Origin of the sequence: Streptomyces roseolilacinus (genome assembly GCF_014649335.1) — a bacterium.
GTDB classification, from domain to species: Bacteria; Actinomycetota; Actinomycetes; order Streptomycetales; family Streptomycetaceae; genus Streptomyces; species Streptomyces roseolilacinus.
The window spans coordinates 613,998-634,231 of sequence record NZ_BMSV01000001.1; the positions used below are offsets into that span (position 1 = coordinate 613,998).

At 74.9% G+C, this 20,234-nt stretch carries 19 protein-coding genes and 1 pseudogene; 5 read left to right on the forward strand and 15 right to left on the reverse strand.

What is annotated here, in order from left to right:
* Positions 1 to 155: 155 nt before the first annotated feature.
* The 3 genes and pseudogenes from IE106_RS30800 to IE106_RS02760 form a co-directional block, all read right to left on the reverse strand.
* Positions 156 to 323 (reverse strand): annotated as a pseudogene (locus IE106_RS30800) (helix-turn-helix domain-containing protein); the annotation flags it as partial.
* Between the two features lie 336 nt (positions 324 to 659).
* A complete protein-coding gene (locus IE106_RS02755) occupies positions 660 to 1,568 on the reverse strand; it encodes a DUF3017 domain-containing protein (protein ID WP_189529600.1) in 909 nt (302 codons plus the stop codon).
* 20 nt (positions 1,569 to 1,588) lie between these two features.
* Positions 1,589 to 2,443, reverse strand: a complete 855-nt coding sequence (locus IE106_RS02760; protein ID WP_189529601.1) for a bifunctional methylenetetrahydrofolate dehydrogenase/methenyltetrahydrofolate cyclohydrolase — start codon at positions 2,441 to 2,443, stop codon at positions 1,589 to 1,591.
* 240 nt (positions 2,444 to 2,683) lie between these two features.
* On the opposite strand from IE106_RS02760, the gene IE106_RS02765 reads away from it, so the two are divergent.
* On the forward strand, positions 2,684 to 3,229 hold the full coding sequence (locus IE106_RS02765) for a hypothetical protein (RefSeq protein ID WP_189529602.1): 546 nt from the start codon (positions 2,684 to 2,686) through the stop codon (positions 3,227 to 3,229).
* 80 nt (positions 3,230 to 3,309) lie between these two features.
* Here IE106_RS02765 and IE106_RS02770 read toward each other — a convergent pair whose 3' ends face one another.
* Positions 3,310 to 3,525 carry a hypothetical protein gene (locus IE106_RS02770; protein ID WP_189529603.1) on the reverse strand — a complete coding sequence of 72 codons (216 nt, stop codon included), beginning with the start codon at positions 3,523 to 3,525 and terminating at the stop codon, positions 3,310 to 3,312.
* Positions 3,525 to 3,773 (reverse strand): hypothetical protein, encoded by a 249-nt coding sequence (locus IE106_RS02775; RefSeq protein ID WP_189529604.1) that lies wholly within the window; start codon positions 3,771 to 3,773, stop codon positions 3,525 to 3,527. Before IE106_RS02775 ends, IE106_RS02770 begins: the two co-directional genes overlap by 1 nt.
* A 117-nt stretch (positions 3,774 to 3,890) precedes the next feature.
* On the opposite strand from IE106_RS02775, the gene IE106_RS02780 reads away from it, so the two are divergent.
* A complete protein-coding gene (locus tag IE106_RS02780) occupies positions 3,891 to 4,805 on the forward strand; it encodes a helix-turn-helix domain-containing protein (protein ID WP_189529605.1) in 915 nt (304 codons plus the stop codon).
* Positions 4,711 to 4,911 (forward strand): DUF397 domain-containing protein, encoded by a 201-nt coding sequence (locus IE106_RS02785; protein ID WP_189529606.1) that lies wholly within the window; start codon positions 4,711 to 4,713, stop codon positions 4,909 to 4,911. The genes IE106_RS02780 and IE106_RS02785 overlap by 95 nt, the downstream gene beginning before the upstream one ends.
* A 71-nt stretch (positions 4,912 to 4,982) precedes the next feature.
* On the opposite strand, the gene purH is transcribed toward IE106_RS02785, so the two are convergent.
* Positions 4,983 to 6,536, reverse strand: coding sequence for a bifunctional phosphoribosylaminoimidazolecarboxamide formyltransferase/IMP cyclohydrolase (gene purH, locus IE106_RS02790; protein WP_189529607.1), 1,554 nt, complete (start codon positions 6,534 to 6,536; stop codon positions 4,983 to 4,985).
* On the reverse strand, positions 6,523 to 7,155 hold the full coding sequence (gene purN, locus IE106_RS02795) for a phosphoribosylglycinamide formyltransferase (RefSeq protein WP_189529608.1): 633 nt from the start codon (positions 7,153 to 7,155) through the stop codon (positions 6,523 to 6,525). Before purN ends, purH begins: the two co-directional genes overlap by 14 nt.
* A gap of 246 nt (positions 7,156 to 7,401) precedes the next feature.
* Between purN and IE106_RS02800 the strand changes: the two genes are divergently transcribed.
* Positions 7,402 to 8,046 carry a hypothetical protein gene (locus tag IE106_RS02800; RefSeq protein ID WP_189529609.1) on the forward strand — a complete coding sequence of 215 codons (645 nt, stop codon included), beginning with the start codon at positions 7,402 to 7,404 and terminating at the stop codon, positions 8,044 to 8,046.
* Positions 8,047 to 8,137: 91 nt separating this feature from the next.
* Here the strand turns inward: IE106_RS02800 and IE106_RS02805 are convergent, their stop codons facing one another.
* Positions 8,138 to 9,643, reverse strand: a complete 1,506-nt coding sequence (locus IE106_RS02805; protein ID WP_189529610.1) for a cell division protein PerM — start codon at positions 9,641 to 9,643, stop codon at positions 8,138 to 8,140.
* Positions 9,644 to 9,759: 116 nt separating this feature from the next.
* Here IE106_RS02805 and IE106_RS02810 point away from each other — a divergent pair, with 116 nt between their 5' ends.
* Positions 9,760 to 10,677: an RNA polymerase sigma factor gene (locus IE106_RS02810; protein ID WP_308427852.1), complete on the forward strand. Its 918-nt coding sequence runs from the start codon at positions 9,760 to 9,762 to the stop codon at positions 10,675 to 10,677.
* A gap of 76 nt (positions 10,678 to 10,753) precedes the next feature.
* Here the strand turns inward: IE106_RS02810 and sucD are convergent, their stop codons facing one another.
* The 7 genes from sucD to IE106_RS02845 all read right to left on the reverse strand — a co-directional run bounded on the left by sucD (position 10,754) and on the right by IE106_RS02845 (position 20,229).
* Complete coding sequence (gene sucD / locus IE106_RS02815; RefSeq protein WP_189529611.1) at positions 10,754 to 11,644, reverse strand: succinate--CoA ligase subunit alpha; 891 nt, start codon at positions 11,642 to 11,644, stop codon at positions 10,754 to 10,756.
* A gap of 24 nt (positions 11,645 to 11,668) precedes the next feature.
* Positions 11,669 to 12,847, reverse strand: coding sequence for an ADP-forming succinate--CoA ligase subunit beta (gene sucC, locus IE106_RS02820; RefSeq protein WP_189529612.1), 1,179 nt, complete (start codon positions 12,845 to 12,847; stop codon positions 11,669 to 11,671).
* A gap of 323 nt (positions 12,848 to 13,170) precedes the next feature.
* The gene (locus tag IE106_RS02825; protein WP_189529613.1) at positions 13,171 to 14,046 is read right to left on the reverse strand and encodes a hypothetical protein; all 876 of its coding nucleotides are present in this window, start codon (positions 14,044 to 14,046) and stop codon (positions 13,171 to 13,173) included.
* Positions 14,047 to 14,140: 94 nt separating this feature from the next.
* Positions 14,141 to 15,412 carry a hypothetical protein gene (locus tag IE106_RS02830; protein WP_189529614.1) on the reverse strand — a complete coding sequence of 424 codons (1,272 nt, stop codon included), beginning with the start codon at positions 15,410 to 15,412 and terminating at the stop codon, positions 14,141 to 14,143.
* A 193-nt stretch (positions 15,413 to 15,605) separates the two neighbouring features.
* Entirely contained in the window at positions 15,606 to 16,763 is a 1,158-nt protein-coding gene (locus tag IE106_RS02835) for a VWA domain-containing protein (RefSeq protein WP_189529615.1), read from the reverse strand.
* Entirely contained in the window at positions 16,760 to 19,108 is a 2,349-nt protein-coding gene (locus IE106_RS02840; protein WP_189529616.1) for a DUF5682 family protein, read from the reverse strand. Before IE106_RS02840 ends, IE106_RS02835 begins: the two co-directional genes overlap by 4 nt.
* Positions 19,105 to 20,229 (reverse strand): ATP-binding protein, encoded by a 1,125-nt coding sequence (locus tag IE106_RS02845; RefSeq protein ID WP_189529617.1) that lies wholly within the window; start codon positions 20,227 to 20,229, stop codon positions 19,105 to 19,107. The genes IE106_RS02840 and IE106_RS02845 overlap by 4 nt, the downstream gene beginning before the upstream one ends.
* Positions 20,230 to 20,234: the final 5 nt, after the last annotated feature.

Consider the following 20,234-nt stretch of genomic DNA (forward strand, 5'->3'; position numbering starts at 1 on the left):
GCGCGGGCCTGGGCGGCGCGGAGGGCCTCCACGGTCCGGTCGCGGCGCATCTCGGCGCTGCTCCAGGCGCGTTCGGCCAGTTCCCACAGGGTGGTCAGGTGCACCGGGTCCGTGCCGGTCGCCTCGGCCAGGGCCAGGACGGCGCCCTCGGGGACGGGCAGTCGTCCGTCGAGGTACCGCTCCCAGGAGCTCCTGCCGTACCCCGTGCGGTCCGCGAGCGCGCCGAGCCCCAGCCCGCCGCGATCCACCAGCCTGCGCAGCGTGTCGGTGAACTCCCGTATCCGCGGGTCCAGTTGCTCCGGCAGCGCCTTCCAGCGAGGCATGCTCCCCCCTTGCGTCCCCGGGCGCTCCGGACCACCCGGACCACCCGGCGCGCCCGTCCGGGCGCGCGCGCCCAGGATGACAGTTCCGGCAGTCGGTTTCCCACTTGTGGCCCCGTGCTCACACAGTTCCGGAATGGTCACTTCCGTGCCACAGGGGGCGGACACACCTTGATCAATTTTGGCGCGTCCGTGACGCTGTTGGTGCGCGCGGCGCCCGTCCTGTACTCGGGGGAGGGGATGGGCGCCGCCGTCCAGGAGCCGTACGACGGCTCCTGGGTCGTGTCTTCAAAGTCTCGTCTGCCGGGCGGGCGAACGACGCCACTTTGAAGACACTCCCTAGCGCACCGTGAAGCGGACCACTTCCTTCAGGAAGGGGATGTCCAGCCACGGTTCCGGCTGGGTCATCAGGGCGAAGAGGACGATGCCGCCGCCCAGCACCCCGTACGTGATCATGTCGGTGAACCGGGACCGCACGGCGAGCATCCCGACGGAGGGCAGCGCGCGCCGCATCCCGGCGCCCGTCAGCAGCGCGGCGCCGATCAGCAGCGCCCCGATCCGCGGCGCGTGCGGGAACGGGTCGATCCCGACGATCAGCAGCCCGAGCGCGGTGATCCCGAGCACGGTGAGCAGCGGCCACTGCCGTGCGGGCGCGGGCGCGTCGCCGGGGGCGGCCCGTCCGCCCCCTTCGGGCGGGACGGTCCCCTCGGTCACCACGGTGGGCGGCGGTCGCCGCGAGGCGCCCGGAGCGGTGGCCCCGCCGTCCCGCGACGCGTCGGTCCCGGCGGGGCTCCCGGCGGGAGCGCCCTTCTGCTCGGCCTCCTGACGGGGGCTCGCGTCCCCGTCGGCGTCGCCCTCGGCGGGGCTGCGGCCCGACGGCGCCTCGTCCCGCGGCGGCCTCCCGCCCGGATGCCCGGACACCACCACGGCCCCGGCCACGGCGGCGCCGGCGGCGGCGAGCACCCCGGCGGCGGCGCCCGTCCCGACGACGGCCTCCGCCCCGGCGGCGGCGTCGGCACCGTCGGCGTCGGCGTCGGTCCCGGCGTCCTCCACCGCGGCGCCCGACCCGGCGGCACCTGCGCCCGCTGCGGCACCGGCCCCGGCTTCAGCCGGTGCGGCGGTCCGGGCGGTGTCGCCGGGCTCCGCCGCACCGGACCCGGCGGCGGCCGTCCCGGTGTCGGCCTCCGGGTCCGGCGGTGTCGTACCCGGGTGAGCGGAGCCCGCGGCGGCGGATCCGTCGTTCGGCATGGGGTGGGCCTCTCCGGATGTCAGAGCGCCGCGCGCTCGGCCGCCTCGACGACGTTCACCAGCAGCTGCGCGCGCGTCATCGGACCGACGCCGCCCGGGTTCGGGGCGACCCAGCCGGCCACCTCGCGCACGCCCGGGTGCACGTCGCCCATGATCCTGCCGCTCTCGTCCCGGCTCACGCCCACGTCCAGCACCGCCGCGCCCGGCTTGACGTCCTCCGGCTTGATCAGGTGCGGCACACCGGCCGCGGCGACCACGATGTCGGCCTGCCGCAGGTGCGCGGACAGGTCCCGCGTGCCCGTGTGGCACTGCGTCACCGTCGCGTTCTCGGAACGCCGCGTCAGCAGCAGCGGCATCGGGCGGCCGATGGTCACGCCGCGCCCCACGACCACCACGTGCGCCCCGGCGATCTCCACGCCGTGCCGCCGCAGCAGCGTCACGATGCCCGCAGGCGTGCAGGGCAGCGGCGCGGGCTCGCCGAGCACCAGCCGCCCCAGGTTCATGGGGTGCAGGCCGTCCGCGTCCTTCGCCGGGTCCATCAGCTCCAGCACCCGGTTGGTGTCCACGCCCTTCGGGAGCGGCAGCTGCACGATGTAGCCGGTGCACGCGGGGTCCTCGTTCAGTTCGCGGACCACCGCCTCGATGTCCTCCTGCGTCGCCGTCGCGGGCAGCTCCCGCTGGATCGACGCGATGCCCACCTGGGCGCAGTCGCGGTGCTTGCCGGCCACGTACTTCTGGCTGCCGACGTCTTCGCCCACCAGCAGCGTTCCGAGCCCCGGCGTGACGCCCCTGGCCTTCAGGTCCGCCACACGGGCGGTCAGGTCGGACTTGATCGCTGCGGCTGCGGCCTTGCCGTCGAGAATCTGGGCGCTCATGTGCCCATACTCGCGGATGACCCCCGCCCTCTTCCAATTCCGGGCCGCCCGCCCGACCGGGAGAGGTTGCATCTGCACAACGGTCCCCCAATCTGACTGGACAAAAAGCGGATCTTAATACCACGATGACGGCGCAATGCCGCGGGCAGTGCCGGGGGGACGATGCGGCGCATATTCGAGTGCAGTCAGTTCCTCCGCGCGGACCGCGCGTCCCCGCACGTCCCACGGAGGAAGACCGCCATGAGTTTCGGCGACCCCAACAACCCCTACGGTCAGCAGCAGCCCGCGCAGCCGGGTTACGGCTACCCGCAGGCCCCGCCGGCCCAGCCGTACGGCGCGGGCGCCGGCTACCCCGCCCCGCCGATGGAGATGCCCGGCGGCGCCAAGACGGCCCGCATCTTCGTCTGGGTGATCATCGCCCTCCAGCTCGTCTTCGCCGTCTACGCGTTCACCCAGATGGGCGCCGTCGAGGAGGCCGTGAACCAGAGCGGCACCGGCCTGTCGAGCACGGAGACCGAGATCGCCTCGGACATCGGCAAGGGCATCATCGTCGTCTTCGCCGTCTTCGCCCTGGTCTTCGCCGCCCTCGGCCTGGTCATCGCCCTGAAGTGGGCGAAGGGCGGCAGCGCCGTCCGCACCTGCGCGATCGTCTGGGGCTCGTTCGCCATCGTCGGCGGCATCTTCCAGATGCCGATCGGCATCGGGACGATCCTCTTCGCGATCCTGCTGATCGTGTTCGCCGCGAAGGGCGACACGGCGGCCTGGTTCAAGCGCCCGCGCTACTGATCCCACCCGAAGGCCGTGACCCCGCGCTCCGCTCGCGTGGGTCACGGCCTTCGCCGTACCGCCGTGCCGCCGTGCCCGGTTCAGCGCCCCCGGTCCGTGGACGTGCGCACCACCCGGATCGACCGGCCCCGCCCCAGCACGTACGCGTTGCCGTCCTCGAACTCCAGCCGCCTGCGGTCCGGCCGCACCTGCCGCACGTCGCTCACCGTGTGGGGCAGCCCGCCCACCGCGATCACGTCGCCCACCCGCACCTGGTCCCCCGTGACCTCCACGGTGCGCACGGTCAGCCGGGACATCAGCGGCCCCCGTCCGGGGCCGTGCCGCCCGCCCCCGACAGCGCCCGCGCGAGCCGCCTGGCCGTCCTGGGCGCGCACCGGCCCAACTCCACCAGCGGGTAGGGCGGGTCCGCCGCCAGCGAGACGCAGTCCAGCCCCAGCGACGGCAGGGTGACCCCCGCCCCGGACAGCGCGGCGCGCAGCTCGTCGCACGCCTCCTCCGCCTCCCTGATCCGCTCGGCCGCCGCCGCCCGTTCGGCGATTCCCATGCGCGTTGCCCCTTTCCGGTTCACTTCCTTCTTCCGCGCCCTCAGCATCGGCGGGTAGCGCTACGTTCACCAGGGGTAACGACTTTCGACGCGGTGAGCGGAAACCAGGGAACAGCCATGCCCACAGCCAAAGAACTCGATCCCAGCGAGTCCCTCTCGGCCCTCTTCGGCGCGAAGCTGCGGAAATTACGCAACGCCGCCGAACTGACGCAGCGACAGCTCGGCGCGATGATCCCGATCGCCCACAGCATGATCGCCAGATTCGAACTGGGTACGGAGACCCCGACCCAGCAGGTCGCCGAGGCCCTGGACCGCCTGCTGCACGCCGACGGCGACCTCGTGGACCTGTGGCTCCACGTGGTGCGCACCCCGATCCCGGACTGGGCGCGGAAGTACGTACTGCTGGAGAAGCAGGCGTACAGGATCCGCAAGTACTCGGCCGACACCGTGCCTGGACTCCTCCAGACGCGGGCGTACGCCCGCGCACTGCTGAGTGTCGCGATCCCCAGCGTGCGCAAGGAGCTGGAGGGCAAGCTCGAAACTCGACTCAAGCGGCAGCAGCTCCTCAATGGCGAGAGTGCTCCTGCCCTATGGGCCGTCTTGGATGAAGCGGTCCTGCGTCGCCCCGTCGGCGGCCTTGCCGTCATGCGTCAGCAACTTGGCCATCTTCTTGACCTGTCAAGCGAGTTGGAGAACGTTACGCTGCAAGTGCTTCCCTTTAGTCGGGGAGCGCACGCCGTGACGGGTGGTTCGACAACTGTCCTGTCGTTCCTGGACCGACCGGCCGTGGCGTACTTGGAGAGTGCCTACTCAGGGGAACTGGTCGAGAACGCCGCGACAGTCGCTGAGTACGCCCTTGCATTCGATCACTTGCAGGCTCAGGCCCTGTCACCGCAGGCGTCAGCCCGTCTGATCCGTTCCGCGATGGAGGACTACCGTGACCCACGTATCCCGACCCGAGCTCGGCGCCGCCGCCTGGCGCAAGTCCAGCTACAGCAACCAGGCGGGAGGGGACTGCGTCGAGGTCGCTGACGGGTTCACCGGCATCGTGCCCGTACGTGACAGCAAGAACCCCCACCACCCCGCCCTGATCGTCTCCGACGGCGCCTGGGGCGCGTTCGTCGGCTCGCTCAAGTAGCCCGTACGGCGGAAACGGCCGAGGCCGCCCGGTGATCGCCGGGCGGCCTCGGTGCGTCGGTGGCGGGGCGCTCAGTGGAAGAAGTGGCGCGTGCCCGTGAAGTACATGGTCACGCCCGCCTTCTTCGCGGCCTCGACGACCAGTTCGTCGCGGACGGAGCCGCCCGGCTGGACGACGGCCTTCACGCCGGCGGCGGTGAGGATCTCCAACCCGTCCGGGAACGGGAAGAACGCGTCGGACGCGGCGTACGAGCCGCGCGCCCGCTCCTCGCCGGCGCGCTCGACGGCGAGCTTGGCGGAGTCGACGCGGTTGACCTGGCCCATGCCGACGCCGACGCTGGCCCCGTCCTTGGCGAGGAGGATCGCGTTCGACTTGACCGCGCGGCAGGCGCGCCAGGCGAAGGCCAGCTCGGCCAGCTCGGCCTCGGACAGGGCCTCGCCGGTGGCGAGGGTCCACGCGGCCGGGTCGTCGCCCTCCGCCTGGAGGCGGTCGGCGACCTGGAGGAGCGCGCCGCCGTCGATGGGCTTGACCTCGACGGGCGCGGACGGCGCCTCGGGGCAGCGCAGGACGCGGATGTTCTTCTTGCGGGCGAGGACCTCGACCGCGCCGTCCTCGTAGTCGGGGGCGACGATGACCTCGGTGAAGATCTCCGCGACCTGCTCGGCCATGGCGACGGACACCGGGCGGTTGACGGCGATGACGCCGCCGAACGCGGACAGCGGGTCGCAGGCGTGGGCCTTGCGGTGGGCCTCCGCCACGTCCGCGCCGACGGCGATGCCGCACGGGTTGGCGTGCTTGATGATCGCGACGCACGGCTCGGCGTGGTCGTAGGCGGCGCGGCGGGCGGCGTCGGTGTCCGTGTAGTTGTTGAAGGACATCTCCTTGCCGTGCAGCTGCTCCGCCTCGGCCAGGCCGCCGGTGCCGTCGACGTAGAGCGCGGCGCCCTGGTGGGGGTTCTCGCCGTACCGCAGGACGTTGCGGCGGTCGTACGTGGTGCCCGTGAAGTCGGGGAACGCCGACTCGTCGGCCGGGGCGTAGGAGGAGGCGAACCAGGAGGCGACGGCCACGTCGTACGCGGCGGTGTGCCGGAACGCCTCGGCGGCAAGCCGCTTGCGGGCCGCCAGGTCGAAGCCGCCCGCGGCGACGGCGGCGAGCACGTCGCCGTACCGGGCCGGGGAGGTGACGACGGCGACGGACGGGTGGTTCTTCGCGGCGGCGCGGACCATGGAGGGGCCGCCGATGTCGATCTGCTCGACGCACTCGTCGGGGGCGGCGCCGGACGCGACGGTCGCCTCGAACGGGTACAGGTTCACGACGACCAGGTCGAACGGCTCCACGCCCAGCTCGGCGAGCTGCTCGCGGTGCGCGTCGAGGCGCAGGTCGGCGAGGATCCCGGCGTGCACGCGCGGGTGGAGGGTCTTGACGCGGCCGTCCAGGCACTCGGGGAAGCCGGTCAGCTCCTCGACCTTGGTGACCGGGACGCCCTCGGCGGCGATCCTCGCGGCCGTGGAGCCCGTGGAGACCAGCTCGACGCCCGCCTCGTGCAGGCCGCGGGCCAGCTCCTCCAGTCCCGTCTTGTCGTAGACACTGATCAACGCGCGACGGATGGGCTTATTCACCGACATGAACCTTTCGTCCCTCAATGCGGTAGCCGTGCCGGGCGAGACGCCCCACGACCTCGACGAGCAGCGTGCGCTCGACTTCCTTGATGCGCTCGTGGAGAGCGGCTTCGTCGTCCGTGTCCCGCACCTCGACCACGCCCTGGGCGATGATCGGGCCGGTGTCGACGCCGTCGTCGACGAAGTGGACGGTGCATCCGGTGACCTTCGCGCCGTACGCGAGCGCGTCCCGCACTCCGTGGGCACCGGGGAAACTGGGCAGCAGGGCGGGGTGGGTGTTGACGGTCCGCCCGCCGAAGCGCGCCAGGAACTCCTTCCCGACGATCTTCATGAAGCCGGCCGAGACGACGAGGTCCGGCTCGTACGCGGCCGTGGCCTCGGCCAGCGCGCGGTCCCACTCGTCACGCGTCGCGTAGTCCCTCACCCGGCGGACGAACGTCGGCACCCCGGCGCGCTCCGCCCGCTCCAGGCCCGCGATGCCGGTGCGGTCGGCTCCGACGGCGACGACGCGGACCCGGGAGCCGTACCCCTCGGGGTCGGCGGCGATCGCGTCGAGCAGGGCCTGGAGGTTGGTTCCGGAGCCGGAGACCAGGACGACGATGCGGGTGGCGGGGGCGGTGGCCACGGGGGACTCTTTTCGCGTGAGCGGTACGTGCGAGGTGCGGCTTTGTATGGTCGTACGAACGGGCCGTGTGCTCCGATACGGGGAACTCTACGAACGCGCCGACCGTCAGCAACGATACCGGCACACCGCACCTCCCCCGCGGGACGGGGGCCGGGGTGGGCGGTAGCGTCTGGGGCGGAACCGTTCCCCGTACCGCAGACGGACGGGGACGGACGGATCACGACAACAGGGGAAGACGTTCACCACATGCCGGACCGAGGCCGCCAGTCCACCGACGACAGCAACCCGTTCGCGCCGCCGCCGGAGGGGAGCCCCGACCAGCCCTGGCAGCCGCGCCGCCCGGCGGACGAGGGCGACGGGTCCGGGGACGGCGAAGGGGGCCGCGAGGGCCGCGAGGGGCGCTGGGGCAGTCGCTGGAGCCCGCGCCAGCCGGGCCGCTCGTCGGACGACTTCGGCGGCGAGCCGCCCCGGCAGGGGCGCCCGCAGCAGGAGGGGCCCCAGCTGCGCTGGGACCCGACCGACCCCTCGCAGCGGCGCGCGCGGTACGCGCTGCTGGCGGGCATGTGGGGCTTCTTCTTCGCGGTCTTCGACTTCCCGGAGCTGGGCCTGCTGCTGGGCGCGCTGGCCCTGTACTGGGGCATCAGCTCGCTGCGCGAGCGGAGCCGGGGCGAGGCGGCCGCGGGGGCGGCGAAGTCCCAGACGACGGCGGCGGTGAGCGGCCTGATCACCGGCGCGCTGGCGCTGGTCATCGTGGCGACGATGTTCACCTTCCAGCTGGTGTACCGGGACTTCTACACCTGCGTGGACGACTCCCTGACCAAGGAGGGCCAGCTGTCCTGCAACCAGCAGCTGCCCGACCCGCTGCGCGACCTCATCGGCGTCAAGCGGTAGGCCCCCCCCGCCCACCGGGGCGGCCCCGCCCGACCGCTCCGGCGGCGGCGCGGGGCCGCCCTTCGGCGTTCCGGGCGCCGCGTGGCCCGCCCTACGGCTCGTCGTCGCCCCGCGGCTCCCCGGTCCCCGGCGGGGCGGCGGCCGGCTCTCGGCGCGGCGGCAGGCCCCGGCGCGGCGACCGGGCCCAGCCGGGCAGCCAGGACCGGCGGGGCAGCCACGCCCGCAGCCGGTGCTCCGGGGCCCGCGCCGGGGAGGACGGGGAGAGCGGCGCGGGCTCGGCCAGCCGGTCCTCCGTCACACGGATGTGCCAGACCCGCAGCGCCAGCGCCGTCGGCACGGCCACCAGCGCCGTCCAGGCCAGGGCCGCCCCGCCCACCCGCCACCACACCGGGCCGAACTCCGACAGCCGGCCCTCCCCCAGCGGCCCCGACGCCGCCGCCGCGAGCACGGCCACCGCCACCCCGCACACCACCGCCGCCAGCCCCGCGGCCCCCGCCGTGCGGCGCACGCTCCACGCCTCGTCGCGGCGGACCAGCGGAGGCGCCGCCTCCCCCGCCGTACGCCACCCCGCGACCACCCCCGCCGCCACCGGCACCGCGGCCGCCATCCACGTCACCCAGCCGCCCCGCGCGCCGCCCGGCACGGCCGCCAGCAGCGGGAAGTCCGGGAGGGCCGGCACCCCCACCACCCCCAGCGGCGTGACCGACACCCCCGCGCCCAGCGCGAACCCGGGCCCCAGGCCGTACGCCGCGCCCCACACCGCGGCGTTCGGCAGCAGGGCCAGCGCCAGGGCCACGACCACCGCCCGCCCGCCCCAGTCACCCGACAGGCCGAGCAGCGACCCGCGGGCCGCCTCCCAGTGCCACACCAGCGACCCCGCCACCAACAGCACGCCCCCCGCCAGCAGCACCAGCAGCGCCCCGCCCGCCGCCCGCACCGCCGCCAGGGACCGGGTGCGCGCCGGTGCCCGCCGCACCCACGCGGGCAGCCGCTCCGGCAGCGGCCCGAGCGGCCGGCCGTACGCGCTCCACGCCCCGGCCGCCACCGCCAGCGCCACGACCGGCGGAACGTGCCCGACCATGCTCAGCGGATCCGCCTCCAGGGGCCCGCCCGCCGCGTACAGGGCGGCGCTCGTGGCGACCACGAGGTACCCGGCGGTCACCGCGCATACCGCCCCGGTCGGCGTCGGCCTGGGCCGCGTGCCGCCCGGCTCCAGGGCGTCACGCGCGGTCCGGTACACCAGCCACACCGGGACCACGGCGGGCAGCAGCGGGACGACGCCGACCGGGGCGGGGACGCCGGACAGCGTCTCCGGGCGCACCAGCTCCACGCCGTGGGCCAGCAGCCACAGGCCGGCCGCGACGTGCAGGGCCCCCGCGGGGCCGCTGTCGGGGTAGGGGGAACTGACCCACGCGGTGATGACGAGGACGACGAACGCGCCGAGGCCCAGCACCGCCGCGGTCACCCCGCGCGCGAAGGCCCCCGCCGCCGCGGCGGCGGGCCGGCCGCCGTACACGACGGGCTGCGACTCCACGGGGGCCGGCGCCCCGGGCTCGGGCGCGGGCGGGGAAGCGGGAACGGACACGGAAGCGGTCACGGAAGCATGCTGCCAACGACACGCGCTGTAGCCGCGCAACAGGCGGATGCCCGCTGTGTCGCTCAATATACGTTTATGTACTTTTCCGCTACGCAGGGTGTTCGCGGAGGCTGGCGATGACGCAGGGCACGATCGGCGGGACGCGGGCGGCGAGGACGCCGGACCCGCCCCCCGGAGCGGCGGTCCCGACCGGGCCGGGGGCGGTGACCGGGCCGGGGGCGGCGGGTGCGCCGCCCGCGACGCCCGTCGAGGCGTTCGACGCGCTGTACGCGCACGCCGCACCCGACCTCGTACGGCAGGCGTACGTCCTGACCGGACGGCGGCGGCTGGCGCGGGAGGCCGTCGAGTGCGCGTTCCACCAGGCGTGGGACCGCTGGCCGGAGGTCGCCGTCGACCGGGACCCGACCGGCTGGGTCCGGGCGGCCGCGCACGACTACGCCCTCTCCCCCTGGCACCGGCTGCGGCGCGCGCACCGCCGCCCCGACCCGCCCACCGGGTGCGCCGCGGTGCGGGCGCTGCGCGGGGCGCTGCTGGAGCTGCCCGCCCCGTACCGGCGGACGCTGCTGCTCTACGACGGGCTGGGCGTGGGGCTGCCGGAGGTGGCCGCCGAGACGGAGGCCAGCAGTCCGGCCGCCGCGCACCGCCTGCTGCACGCGCGCCAGGCGGTCGCCGAGCGGGTGCCGTCCCTGGCCGAGCCGGAGGCGCTGCGGGAGCGGCTGGCGGAGCTGCTGGAGCTGGGCGCGGCGACGGCGCTGGCCACGCCCCGGTCGGTGCGGGCGGGCGGGGAGCGGCGGGTGTGGCTGTGGACGCGCGGGACAGCGGCGCTGTCGGTGCTGATCGCCGCGGCGACGGCCTTCACGCTGGCGACGGCGCCCACCCGGTACGAGCCGCCGCTGGCGCCGGGCGAGGCGGTGGCGGGCGTGCCGGTGCTGAGCGGGCCGCAGCAGCCGGCGCGGCAGGACAAGGGCCTCCGGACCCACCTGGAGAGCGCACCGGTGACGGGCCCGGCCCGCCTGGTCCCCTCGGCCCGCTGACCCCCGCACACGAAGCGGGCCCGCCTCCCGGGGACACCGGGGGGCGGGCCCGCTTCGGGGCGTGCTCAGGCGGGTGTCACGCCTGGGCGTTCAGGATCTCGCGGGCGAGCTTGGCCGTCTCGGTCGGCGTCTTGCCGACCTTGACGCCGGCGGCCTCCAGGGCCTCCTTCTTCGCCTGCGCCGTGCCGGAGGAGCCGGACACGATGGCGCCGGCGTGGCCCATCGTCTTGCCCTCGGGCGCGGTGAAGCCCGCGACGTAGCCGACGACCGGCTTCGTCACGTTCTCCTTGATGAAGTCGGCCGCGCGCTCCTCCGCGTCGCCGCCGATCTCACCGATCATGACGATCAGCTCGGTCTCCGGGTCGGCCTCGAAGGCCGCGAGCGCGTCGATGTGGGTGGTGCCGATGACCGGGTCGCCACCGATGCCGACGGCGGACGAGAAGCCGATGTCGCGCAGCTCGTACATCATCTGGTAGGTCAGCGTGCCGGACTTCGACACGAGACCGATCCGGCCCGGCTTGGTGATGTCGCCGGGGATGATGCCCGCGTTGGACTGGCCGGGCGTGATCAGGCCGGGGCAGTTCGGGCCGATGATGCGGGTCTTGTTGCCCTTCGACTTCGCGTACGCCCAGAAGGCGGCGGAGTCGTGGACGGCGATGCCCTCGGTGATGACGACCGCGAGGGGGATCCCGGCGTCGATCGCCTCGACGACGGCGGCCTTCGCGAAGGCCGGCGGCACGAAGAGGACGGAGACGTCGGCGCCCGTCTTCTCCATCGCCTCGGCGACCGTGCCGAAGACCGGTACCTCGGTGCCGTCGAAGTCGACGGTCGTACCGGCCTTGCGCGGGTTCACGCCACCGACGATGTTGGTGCCGTCACCGAGCATGAGCTTGGTGTGCTTCATGCCCGTGGCGCCGGTCATGCCCTGGACGATGACCTTGCTGTCCTTGGTGAGGAAGATAGCCATGGTGTGTCTGTGACCTCGTCCCTTTTACTTCGCAGCCGCGAGCTCGGCGGCCTTGTCGGCCGCGCCGTCCATGGTGTCCACGCGCTGCACCAGCGGGTGGTTGGCGTCCGACAGGATCTTGCGACCCAGCTCCGCGTTGTTGCCGTCGAGGCGCACGACCAGCGGCTTGGTGACTTCCTCGCCCTTGGTCTTGAGGAGTTCCAGGGCCTGGACGATGCCGTTGGCGACCTCGTCGCAGGCGGTGATGCCGCCGAAGACGTTGACGAACACGGACTTGACGTCCGGGTCGCCGAGGATGATCTCCAGGCCGTTCGCCATGACCTCGGCGGAGGCGCCGCCGCCGATGTCCAGGAAGTTGGCCGGCTTCACGCCGCCGTGCGCCTCACCGGCGTACGCGACGACGTCCAGGGTGGACATGACCAGGCCCGCGCCGTTGCCGATGATGCCGACCTCGCCGTCGAGCTTGACGTAGTTGAGGCCCTTCGCCTTGGCGGCGGCCTCGAGCGGGTTGGCGGCGGCCTTGTCCTCCAGCGCCTCGTGCTCGGGCTGGCGGAAGTCGGCGTTGGCGTCCAGGGAGACCTTGCCGTCGAGGGCCAGGATGTCGCCGGAGGCGACCTTGGCGAGCGGGTTGACCTCGACGAGGAGGGCGTCCTCCGCGACGAACGTCTCCCACAGGGTCACGAGGACCTCGGCGACCTTCTCGGCGACCTCGGCCGGGAACTTCGCCTGCGCGACGATCTCGCGGGCCTTCTCGATCGTGACGCCCTCGTTGGCGTCGACCGGGACCTTCGCGAGGGCCTCGGGCTTGGTGGCCGCGACCTCCTCGATGTCCATGCCGCCCTCGACGGACGCCATGGCCAGGAAGGTGCGGTTGGTGCGGTCGAGGAGGTACGAGACGTAGTACTCCTCAAGGATCTCCGGAGCGGTCTCGGCGATCATCACCTTGTGGACCGTGTGGCCCTTGATGTCCATGCCGAGGATCTGCTGGGCCTTCTCGACCGCGTCCTGCGGGTCCGAGGCCAGCTTGACGCCGCCGGCCTTGCCGCGGCCGCCGACCTTGACCTGCGCCTTGACGACCGACTTGCCGCCCAGCCGCTCCGTCGCCTCGCGCGCCGCCTCAGGCGTGTCGATGACTTCACCGGCCAGCACCGGTACACCGTGCTTGGCGAAGAGGTCCCTCGCCTGGTACTCGAACAGGTCCACGCGCGTCCGTCCCTTTTCTGGTGATCGCGGTTCGTTGTCATGCGTGGGCGTGCCGCGCGCCCGTCGTGCGGGCGGAGGGCAACGTGACTGCTCTGTCACAAGGGAGGCGTACACGGTGTCCGTGGACGCGGCATGTCCGCCTCGCAGGTTATCCCCGGAGGCGGTGCCACCCTAAATCGCAGATCACACCGGAGCGGTGATACCTGTCACAGGCAGGAACCCCGAACGGGCGGCCCCACCGGCTGTGAGACCGCCCGTGGCTACGGATTCCGTAGCAGATCAGGCGTGTGGGCCGAACGGGCCGGCCGGCCCCCGGCGGAGGTTCAGCCGAGGTAGTCCGGAGTGATGGTGTCGACCGCCGTCCAGGCACCCTGGAGGGTCGTCCCGGTGTACGGCTGGGCGTCGCTCATCGTCGTGGCGGTCACGTCGTGGGCGAACGGCGTGGCGTGCGAGACGACGCCCTCCGTGAGGGCGGTGGCGCTGGTGGTGACGCCCGTCGCGACGGGCTGGACCTGGTCGACGACGGTCTCCACGAGCGGCTGGACGGCGCCGACCACCCCGTGGGCGAACGGGTCCACCTCGGAGACCACGCCCGTCGCCAGCGGCTGGACGCCCCCGACGACGCCGGCGACCGTGCCGCCCGCGAGGTCGACCGTGCCGTCCACGGTCTGCCCGGCGAACGGCGTCACCGCCGTCACGGCCCGCGCCGCGATGGGCGGCAGCGCGTCGGCGGCGAGCCCGTCCACGACGGGGGTGGTGGAGCGGTACGCGGCGTCGGCGGTGGGGGTCTGCGGGTCGAGGTCGGACGCGAAGGCGGCGAGGGGGCCGAAGAGGTAGTCCACGTGCTCGTCGGTGTCGGGCGCGTCGGTGACGGCCGGGGCCTGGAAGGACGGGGCGGTGGGGGCGTCGGGGGCCTGGAAGGTCGGGGCCTGGAGGTCGGGGGTCCGGAAGGTGGGCAGCTGCGCGTCCGGGGAGACGGACGGGACGGCGACCTCGACGGCGTCGGCCTGCGGCACCGGGGAGCCGAGGCCGTCGGCCAGGTCGCCGGCCAGGCCGTCGGCGGCCTCGACCGCCTGGTCGGGGGAGGACAGCGGGGCGGAGACGGGCAGCTCGTCCGCGCTGGCGGCGGCGGTGCCCAGGGCCCACATGCCGGTGGCGGTGGCGGCGACGGCTATGGAACGGCGGATGTTCTTGTTCACGGTGCGTGAGTCCTTCGAATTCGAACGTGTGGTGTCGGCGGGCAGACCTGTCCCGCCCCCGCGCGGCAGGTCGTGGTGCAGGGGAAGGGCTGCCCTAGCCGGGGAATTCGAGGACGTCGTGCGGCCGGTCCCGGAGGGGCGCGGCCGTGGCGGGGAGGGTGGCGCCGCGCACGGGCGCGGCCGGGCCGGCGGTGCGGTCCGCCACCCCGTGCTGGTCGCCGGCGCCGCGCGGCGAACCGCTGTCGCCGGCGGTGTGCGGGGCGGTGCCGCCGCAGGGCGCCCGGCCGGGCGCGGCCGGGCCGTCGTCCGTGGCACCGGAGGGCCGGGCGGCGGACGCGCCGGGGGTGGCGGGGTGGGCCGGAGCGGTGGTGAGAACCGGGGCGGTGGTGAGAACCGGGGCGGCGGTGTGCGGCGCCGGGACTTCCGCGCCGGACGCGACGGAGGCCGTACGGGTCCGGGGGGCGTCCTGCGCGCCGGCCGTGGCGCCCCGGGGCCGGCCGTCCGGGACGGCGGGCGCCTGCGGGACCGGCCCCTGCGCCCCGGGGATCACCGGAAGCGCGGGGGTCACCGGCAGCGCGGGCGGCACGGGGAGGACGGGCGTGATCGGGAGAGTGGGCGTGATCGGGAGGACGGGTGCCGGCACGAGGGGAACACCCGGCCCGGTGACCGCCCCGACGACCGCCGCCCCGGCGTCGCGTACGACCCCGGCGCCGGTCTCCGCCCCCGCGCCCGCGTCCCGCACGGCCCCGCTCGTCACGGAACCGGCCGGGCCGGCCGCCGCCTCCGCGGCGCCGCAGAGGGGCTCCGGACCGGGAAGCGCCCCGGCACCGCAGTCCCCCTCCGGCGCGGAGGGCGCCCCCGGGCCGCGAAGCGCCTCCGGACCACGGAACAGCTCCGGGTCCGGGGACACCTCCGCGTCGCGGGGTGCCTCCGGGTCACGGAGCGTGTTCGGGGCGTGGGGCGTGCTCGGATCGCGGGGCGTGCTCGGGTCGCGGGGTGCCTGCGTGTCGAGGGACGGCTGCGCGTCGCGGGACGGCTCACGGGCGGGGAGGGGCTCCCGGTCGGCGGACGCCTCGGGAGCGCCGAGCGCACCCGCGTCCGTTCCCGTCCCGCCGGGGGACAGCGGCCCGACGGAGGGCAGCGGCCCGACGGCCGGCAACGCCTCGTCGGCCTGCCGTACGTCGGTCACCGTCCGCTCGGTCGCCGTGCCGGCGGCCGGTGTCGTGCCCGCCGCCCGGGCGTCGCCCGCGAAGAGGGCCGCCAGGGCCAGCAGGCCGCCGAGGAGCACCAGGAGCGTCAGCGCGCGCCCGGCCGCCGCACCGCGCGCGGGGCGCGGTGCGGGGGCGGGGACGACCGCTGCTGCCATGGGCACGAGGCTGGGGACTCTCCTGGGGGAACCGGGATGCGGAATGACTGCGTCCGCGTCATGTCGCGACGATGCTCGCACGATCCTCCCCCGGTCACGCAAGCTCCGTGTTCCTGATGAGCCACCATGTCCGTTATGGGGCCCGGCCCCGGCAGGGCGCGGGTCCCGGCACGCGTCCGTCCGCCCTCGCGGGTCACACCGGGTCGGGCACCGGTATCGGGCGCTTCTCCAGGGCCGCCGCCATCACCTCCGGGAAGAGGTCCGGCGTGCACGCGAACGCCGGTGCCCCCAGCGCCGCCAGCGCGGCGGCGTGCTCCCGGTCGTACGCGGGGGCGCCCTCGTCGGACAGGGCGAGCAGCGTCACGAACTGCACCCCGGCCGCCTTCATCGCCGCGACCCGCTTCAGCATCTCGTCGCGGATGCCGCCCTCGTAGAGGTCGCTGATCAGCACCACGACCGTGTCGGCGGGACGGGTGATCTGCGACTGGCAGTACGCGAGCGCCCGGTTGATGTCCGTGCCGCCGCCCAGCTGGGTGCCGAACAGCACGTCCACCGGGTCGTCGAGCTGGTCCGTCAGGTCGACGACGGCCGTGTCGAAGACGACGAGCCGGGTCGCGATCGACCGCATCGACGCCAGGACCGCGCCGAACACCGACGCGTACACGACGGACGCCGCCATCGATCCGGACTGGTCGATGCAGAGCACCACCTCCTTCTTGACGGCCTGTGAGGCGCGCCCGTAGCCGACCAGCCGCTCGGGGACGACCGTGCGGTACTCGGGCAGGTAGTTCTTCAGGTTGGCGCGGATCGTGCGGTCCCAGTCGATGTCGCGGTGCCGGGGCCGGCTGACGCGGGCGCTGCGGTCGAGGGCGCCGGTGAGGGTGGCCCGGGTGCGCGTGGCGAGGCGCTTCTCCAGGTCGTCGACGACCTTGCGGACGACGGCCCGCGCCGTCTCCTTCGTCGTCTCGGACATGGCCTTGTTGAGGGAGAGCAGCGTGCCGACGAGGTGGACGTCCGCCTCGACGGCCTCCAGCATCTCCGGCTCCATCAGCAGCGCGGACAGGCCGAGCCGGTCGATCGCGTCGCGCTGCATGACCTGCACGACGGAGCTGGGGAAGTACGTGCGGATGTCGCCGAGCCAGCGCGCCACGGACGGCGCCGACCCGCCGAGTCCCGCCGACCGGTCCCGGCGCCCCTGCCGGTCCGCTTCGCCGGCGGCCCCGCCGTACAGGGCGCCCAGCACGCCGTCCATGGCGGCGTCCGTGCCGGTGAGCGCGCGGCCCGTGCCGTCCGCCGCTCCCCCGCCGAGCACCATGCGCCAGCGCCGCAGCCGCTCCTCGTCACCGGTCATCGGTCCACCCCCACACGTTCGTCGTCGTCCGCCCGCCGGCGGCCCAGCAGCAGGTCCAGCAGGGGCAGCACCCCGTCGGCGCGGGCCTCGTCCAGGCCGGTGCCGAAGCCGGGCGCGCCCGCCCCGGCGAGCACCGCCCCGCCGCCCTCGGCGGGGCCGCGCCGGACGAGTTCGCCGAGCGTGCGGCGCACCCCGGGCTCGTACGCGGAGAACGTGCGGCGCAGCAGCGGCAGCACGTCCGTGAACGCCTCGGCGGGCACGGCCGTCAGCCACGCGTCGACCAGGGCGAGCAGCCGCTCGTCGTGGACGAGGAGCATGCCGCCCGAGCCGTCCCGGCCGGGGCCGCCCGCCCCGCCGACGAAGCCCTCGATCCAGGCGGCGGCCTCGGCCGGCGCCGTGCCGGGCGACAGGGCGAGGCCCATCAGGCGGGCGGCCTCGTCCTCGGCGAGCCGCCCGTCGTCCAGGAGGAGCCGGGCCGCGCGGCCGCGCAGGGCGCCGGGGATCGTGTCGCGGCGGGCGAGCCGCTCCAGGACGGCCGTCCACCGGGCGGCGACCTCGTCGGCGTCCGGGAGGAGCCGTATCGCCGTGTGGACGGTGTCGACGTGGCCGCGCATCTCGGCGGCGCCGTCCGCGTCCAGCCCGGCGCAGGCCGGCGGCAGACCGACGCAGATCCGCAGGGCGAGGCCGGTGGCGACCTCCGCGAGCGCTGTGGTGTCCGTGGCCCGCACGTCCCCGTAGCGGAGGGAGCGGGCGAGGGCGGGCAGGGCCCGGGCGAGGTGGCCGACGTCGGCGTCGAGCGCGGCGCGGTCGGCGAGGGCCTTCATCACCGGTCCCAGCGCCTCGGACAGGTCCGCGAGGAGGCACTGCTCGGCGAGGGCGGTGATCTCCGCGAGGGCCGTGGCGGCGAGGGCGTCGGCCTCGGCCTTGGCGGTGGCGGCGGACAGGACCGTGGTGCCCCACACGCCGGCCTCCGCGACCCGCACGTGGAGTTCGGGCTCCCAGCGCAGCCGCCAGGTCTCCCGGAAGGTGCCCGTGCCGCGGGCGCGCTCGGGCGTGCCCCAGTCGACGCCGAGGAGGCGCAGCCGGTGCAGGAGGCGGCTGCGGGCGGCGTCGGTGTCCTTGCGCAGGTCGAGGTCGAGCTCCCGCTCCGCCGCCTCCGGTCTGAGGCGCAGGGTGCGCTGGAGTCGGTTCAGGTCGCGTTGGAGCGGCACGGCGGGCGCCCCGTCGGGCACCTCGCCCAGGACGTCCCCGACGACGAGCCGGTCCCGGATCAGGGCGAGCGGCACGTCGGAGCCGTCGCACATCACCGCCCGGACGGCGTCGGTCGTCTCGGTGAGGCCGGGCAGGGGGCGGCCGCGCATCGCGGCGAGCGTCCCGGCGAGCCGCACGGCCTCGATGACGTGGGCGGACGACACGAGGCGGTCCTCGTCCCGCAGCAGCCCGGCGACCTTCGTCATCCACCGCTCGACGGGCCGGTCGGGCGCGGCGAACAGGTGCCCGTACCAGCCGGGCGAGGCGATGCCGGCGCCGTACCCGGAGCGGCGGGCGAGCCTGCGGTGCGTCCACGGCACCCAGGTCGTCTCCGTCCTGACCTTGGGCAGGCCCCGCAGGAGGGCCCGGTCGGCGGTGACGGCGGTCCTCGCGGCGAGCGCCGGGACGTGCCAGGCGCCGCAGACGAAGGCGACGGCGTCGTCGCCGTGCTCCTTGCGGGCGGCGCGCAACTGGAGCCGCATGTACGCCTCGCGGACGGGGTCGCGGGCGTTGCCGCCGTGCCCGTACGTCTCGCGCAGCGCCGCCATCGCCTCCGCCACGGCCGCGAACGGCGCCAGCGGGTCGTCCGCGGGCGCCGCGCGGTGCTCGACGACGTCCTCCCACCAGCGCTCCGGGTCGTCGTACCCGGCGGTCTCCGCGAGTACGGCGAGGGGGTCGAGGCGCAGTCCGCGCCGCCCGACGGCGGACGGCTCGCCCGCGTCGCCGTCGCCGGTGTCGTCGTCGTCCTCGTCGCCCCACGTGGGGTCGCCCGTCATGGCGAGGGAGTGCGCGGCGGGCAGGTCGACGAAGCGGACGGCGGCGCCGTGGTCGAGCGCCCAGCGGAGGGCGACCCACTCGGGCGAGAAGGCGGCGAGCGGCCAGAACGCGGCCCGTCCCGGATCGTCGACGGCGTGCGCCAGCAGGGCGACCGGCGGGCGCATCCGCTCGTCGGCGGCGAGCGGCAGCAGCGCGTCGGCCTCCGGCGGCCCCTCGATCAGCACGGCTCCGGGGCGGGCCGCGTCGAGGGCGGCACGGACCGCGCGCGCCGAGCCGGGCCCGTGGTGGCGGACCCCGAGCAGCAGGGGGCCGCTCACACCGACACCTCGCGGCAGGCACGGTAGAAGTCCTTCCAGCCGTCCCGCTCGCGGACGACGGTCTCCAGGTACTCCTGCCAGATGACGCGGTCGGCGGCCGGGTCGCGGACGACGGCGCCGAGGATGCCGGCGGCCACGTCGGCGGGGCGCAGCGCGCCGTCCCCGAAGTGCGCGGCGAGGGCGAGCCCGTTGGTGACGACGGAGATCGCCTCCGCGGTGGAGAGCGTGCCGGAGGGCGACTTGAGCTTGGTGCGGCCGTCCGTGGTGACGCCGTCGCGCAGCTCGCGGAAGACGGTGACGACGCGGCGGATCTCGTCGATGCCCTCGGGCGCGCCGGGCAGGTCGAGGGAGCGGCCGATCTGGTCGACGCGGCGGGAGACGATGTCGACCTCGGCCTCCGGCGTCTCGGGCAGGGGCAGGACGACCGTGTTGAAGCGGCGGCGCAGGGCGCTCGACAGGTCGTTGACGCCGCGGTCGCGGTCGTTGGCCGTGGCGATCAGGTTGAAGCCGCGGACGGCCTGGACCTCCTGGCCCAGCTCCGGGATGGGCAGCGTCTTCTCGGACAGGATCGTGATGAGCGTGTCCTGCACGTCGGCGGGGATGCGGGTCAGCTCCTCCACGCGGGCCGTCATGCCGTCGGCCATGGCGCGCATGACCGGACTGGGCACGAGGGCGTCGCGGCTGGGGCCGTGGGCCAGGAGCCGGGCGTAGTTCCACCCGTAGCGGATGGCTTCCTCCGGTGTTCCGGCCGTGCCCTGGACGAGGAGCGTCGAGTCGCCGCTGACGGCCGCCGCGAGGTGCTCGGACACCCAGGTCTTGGCCGTGCCGGGAACGCCGAGCAGGAGCAGGGCGCGGTCGGTGGCGAGCGTGGTGACGGCGACCTCGACGATCCGGCGCGGGCCCACGTACTTCGGTGTGATCACCGTGCCGTCCGGGAGCGTGCCGCCCAGCAGGTACGTGGCGACGGCCCACGGAGAGAGCCGCCAGCGCTCCGGGCGGGGCCGGTCGTCGGCCGCGGCGAGCGCCCTCAGCTCGTGGGCGAACGCGTCCTCCGCGTGCGGCCGCAGGGCGTCGGCGCCGGTTTCGGCGCGGTGGTCCTCGGTGGTTCCGGGCACGGTCATGGGAT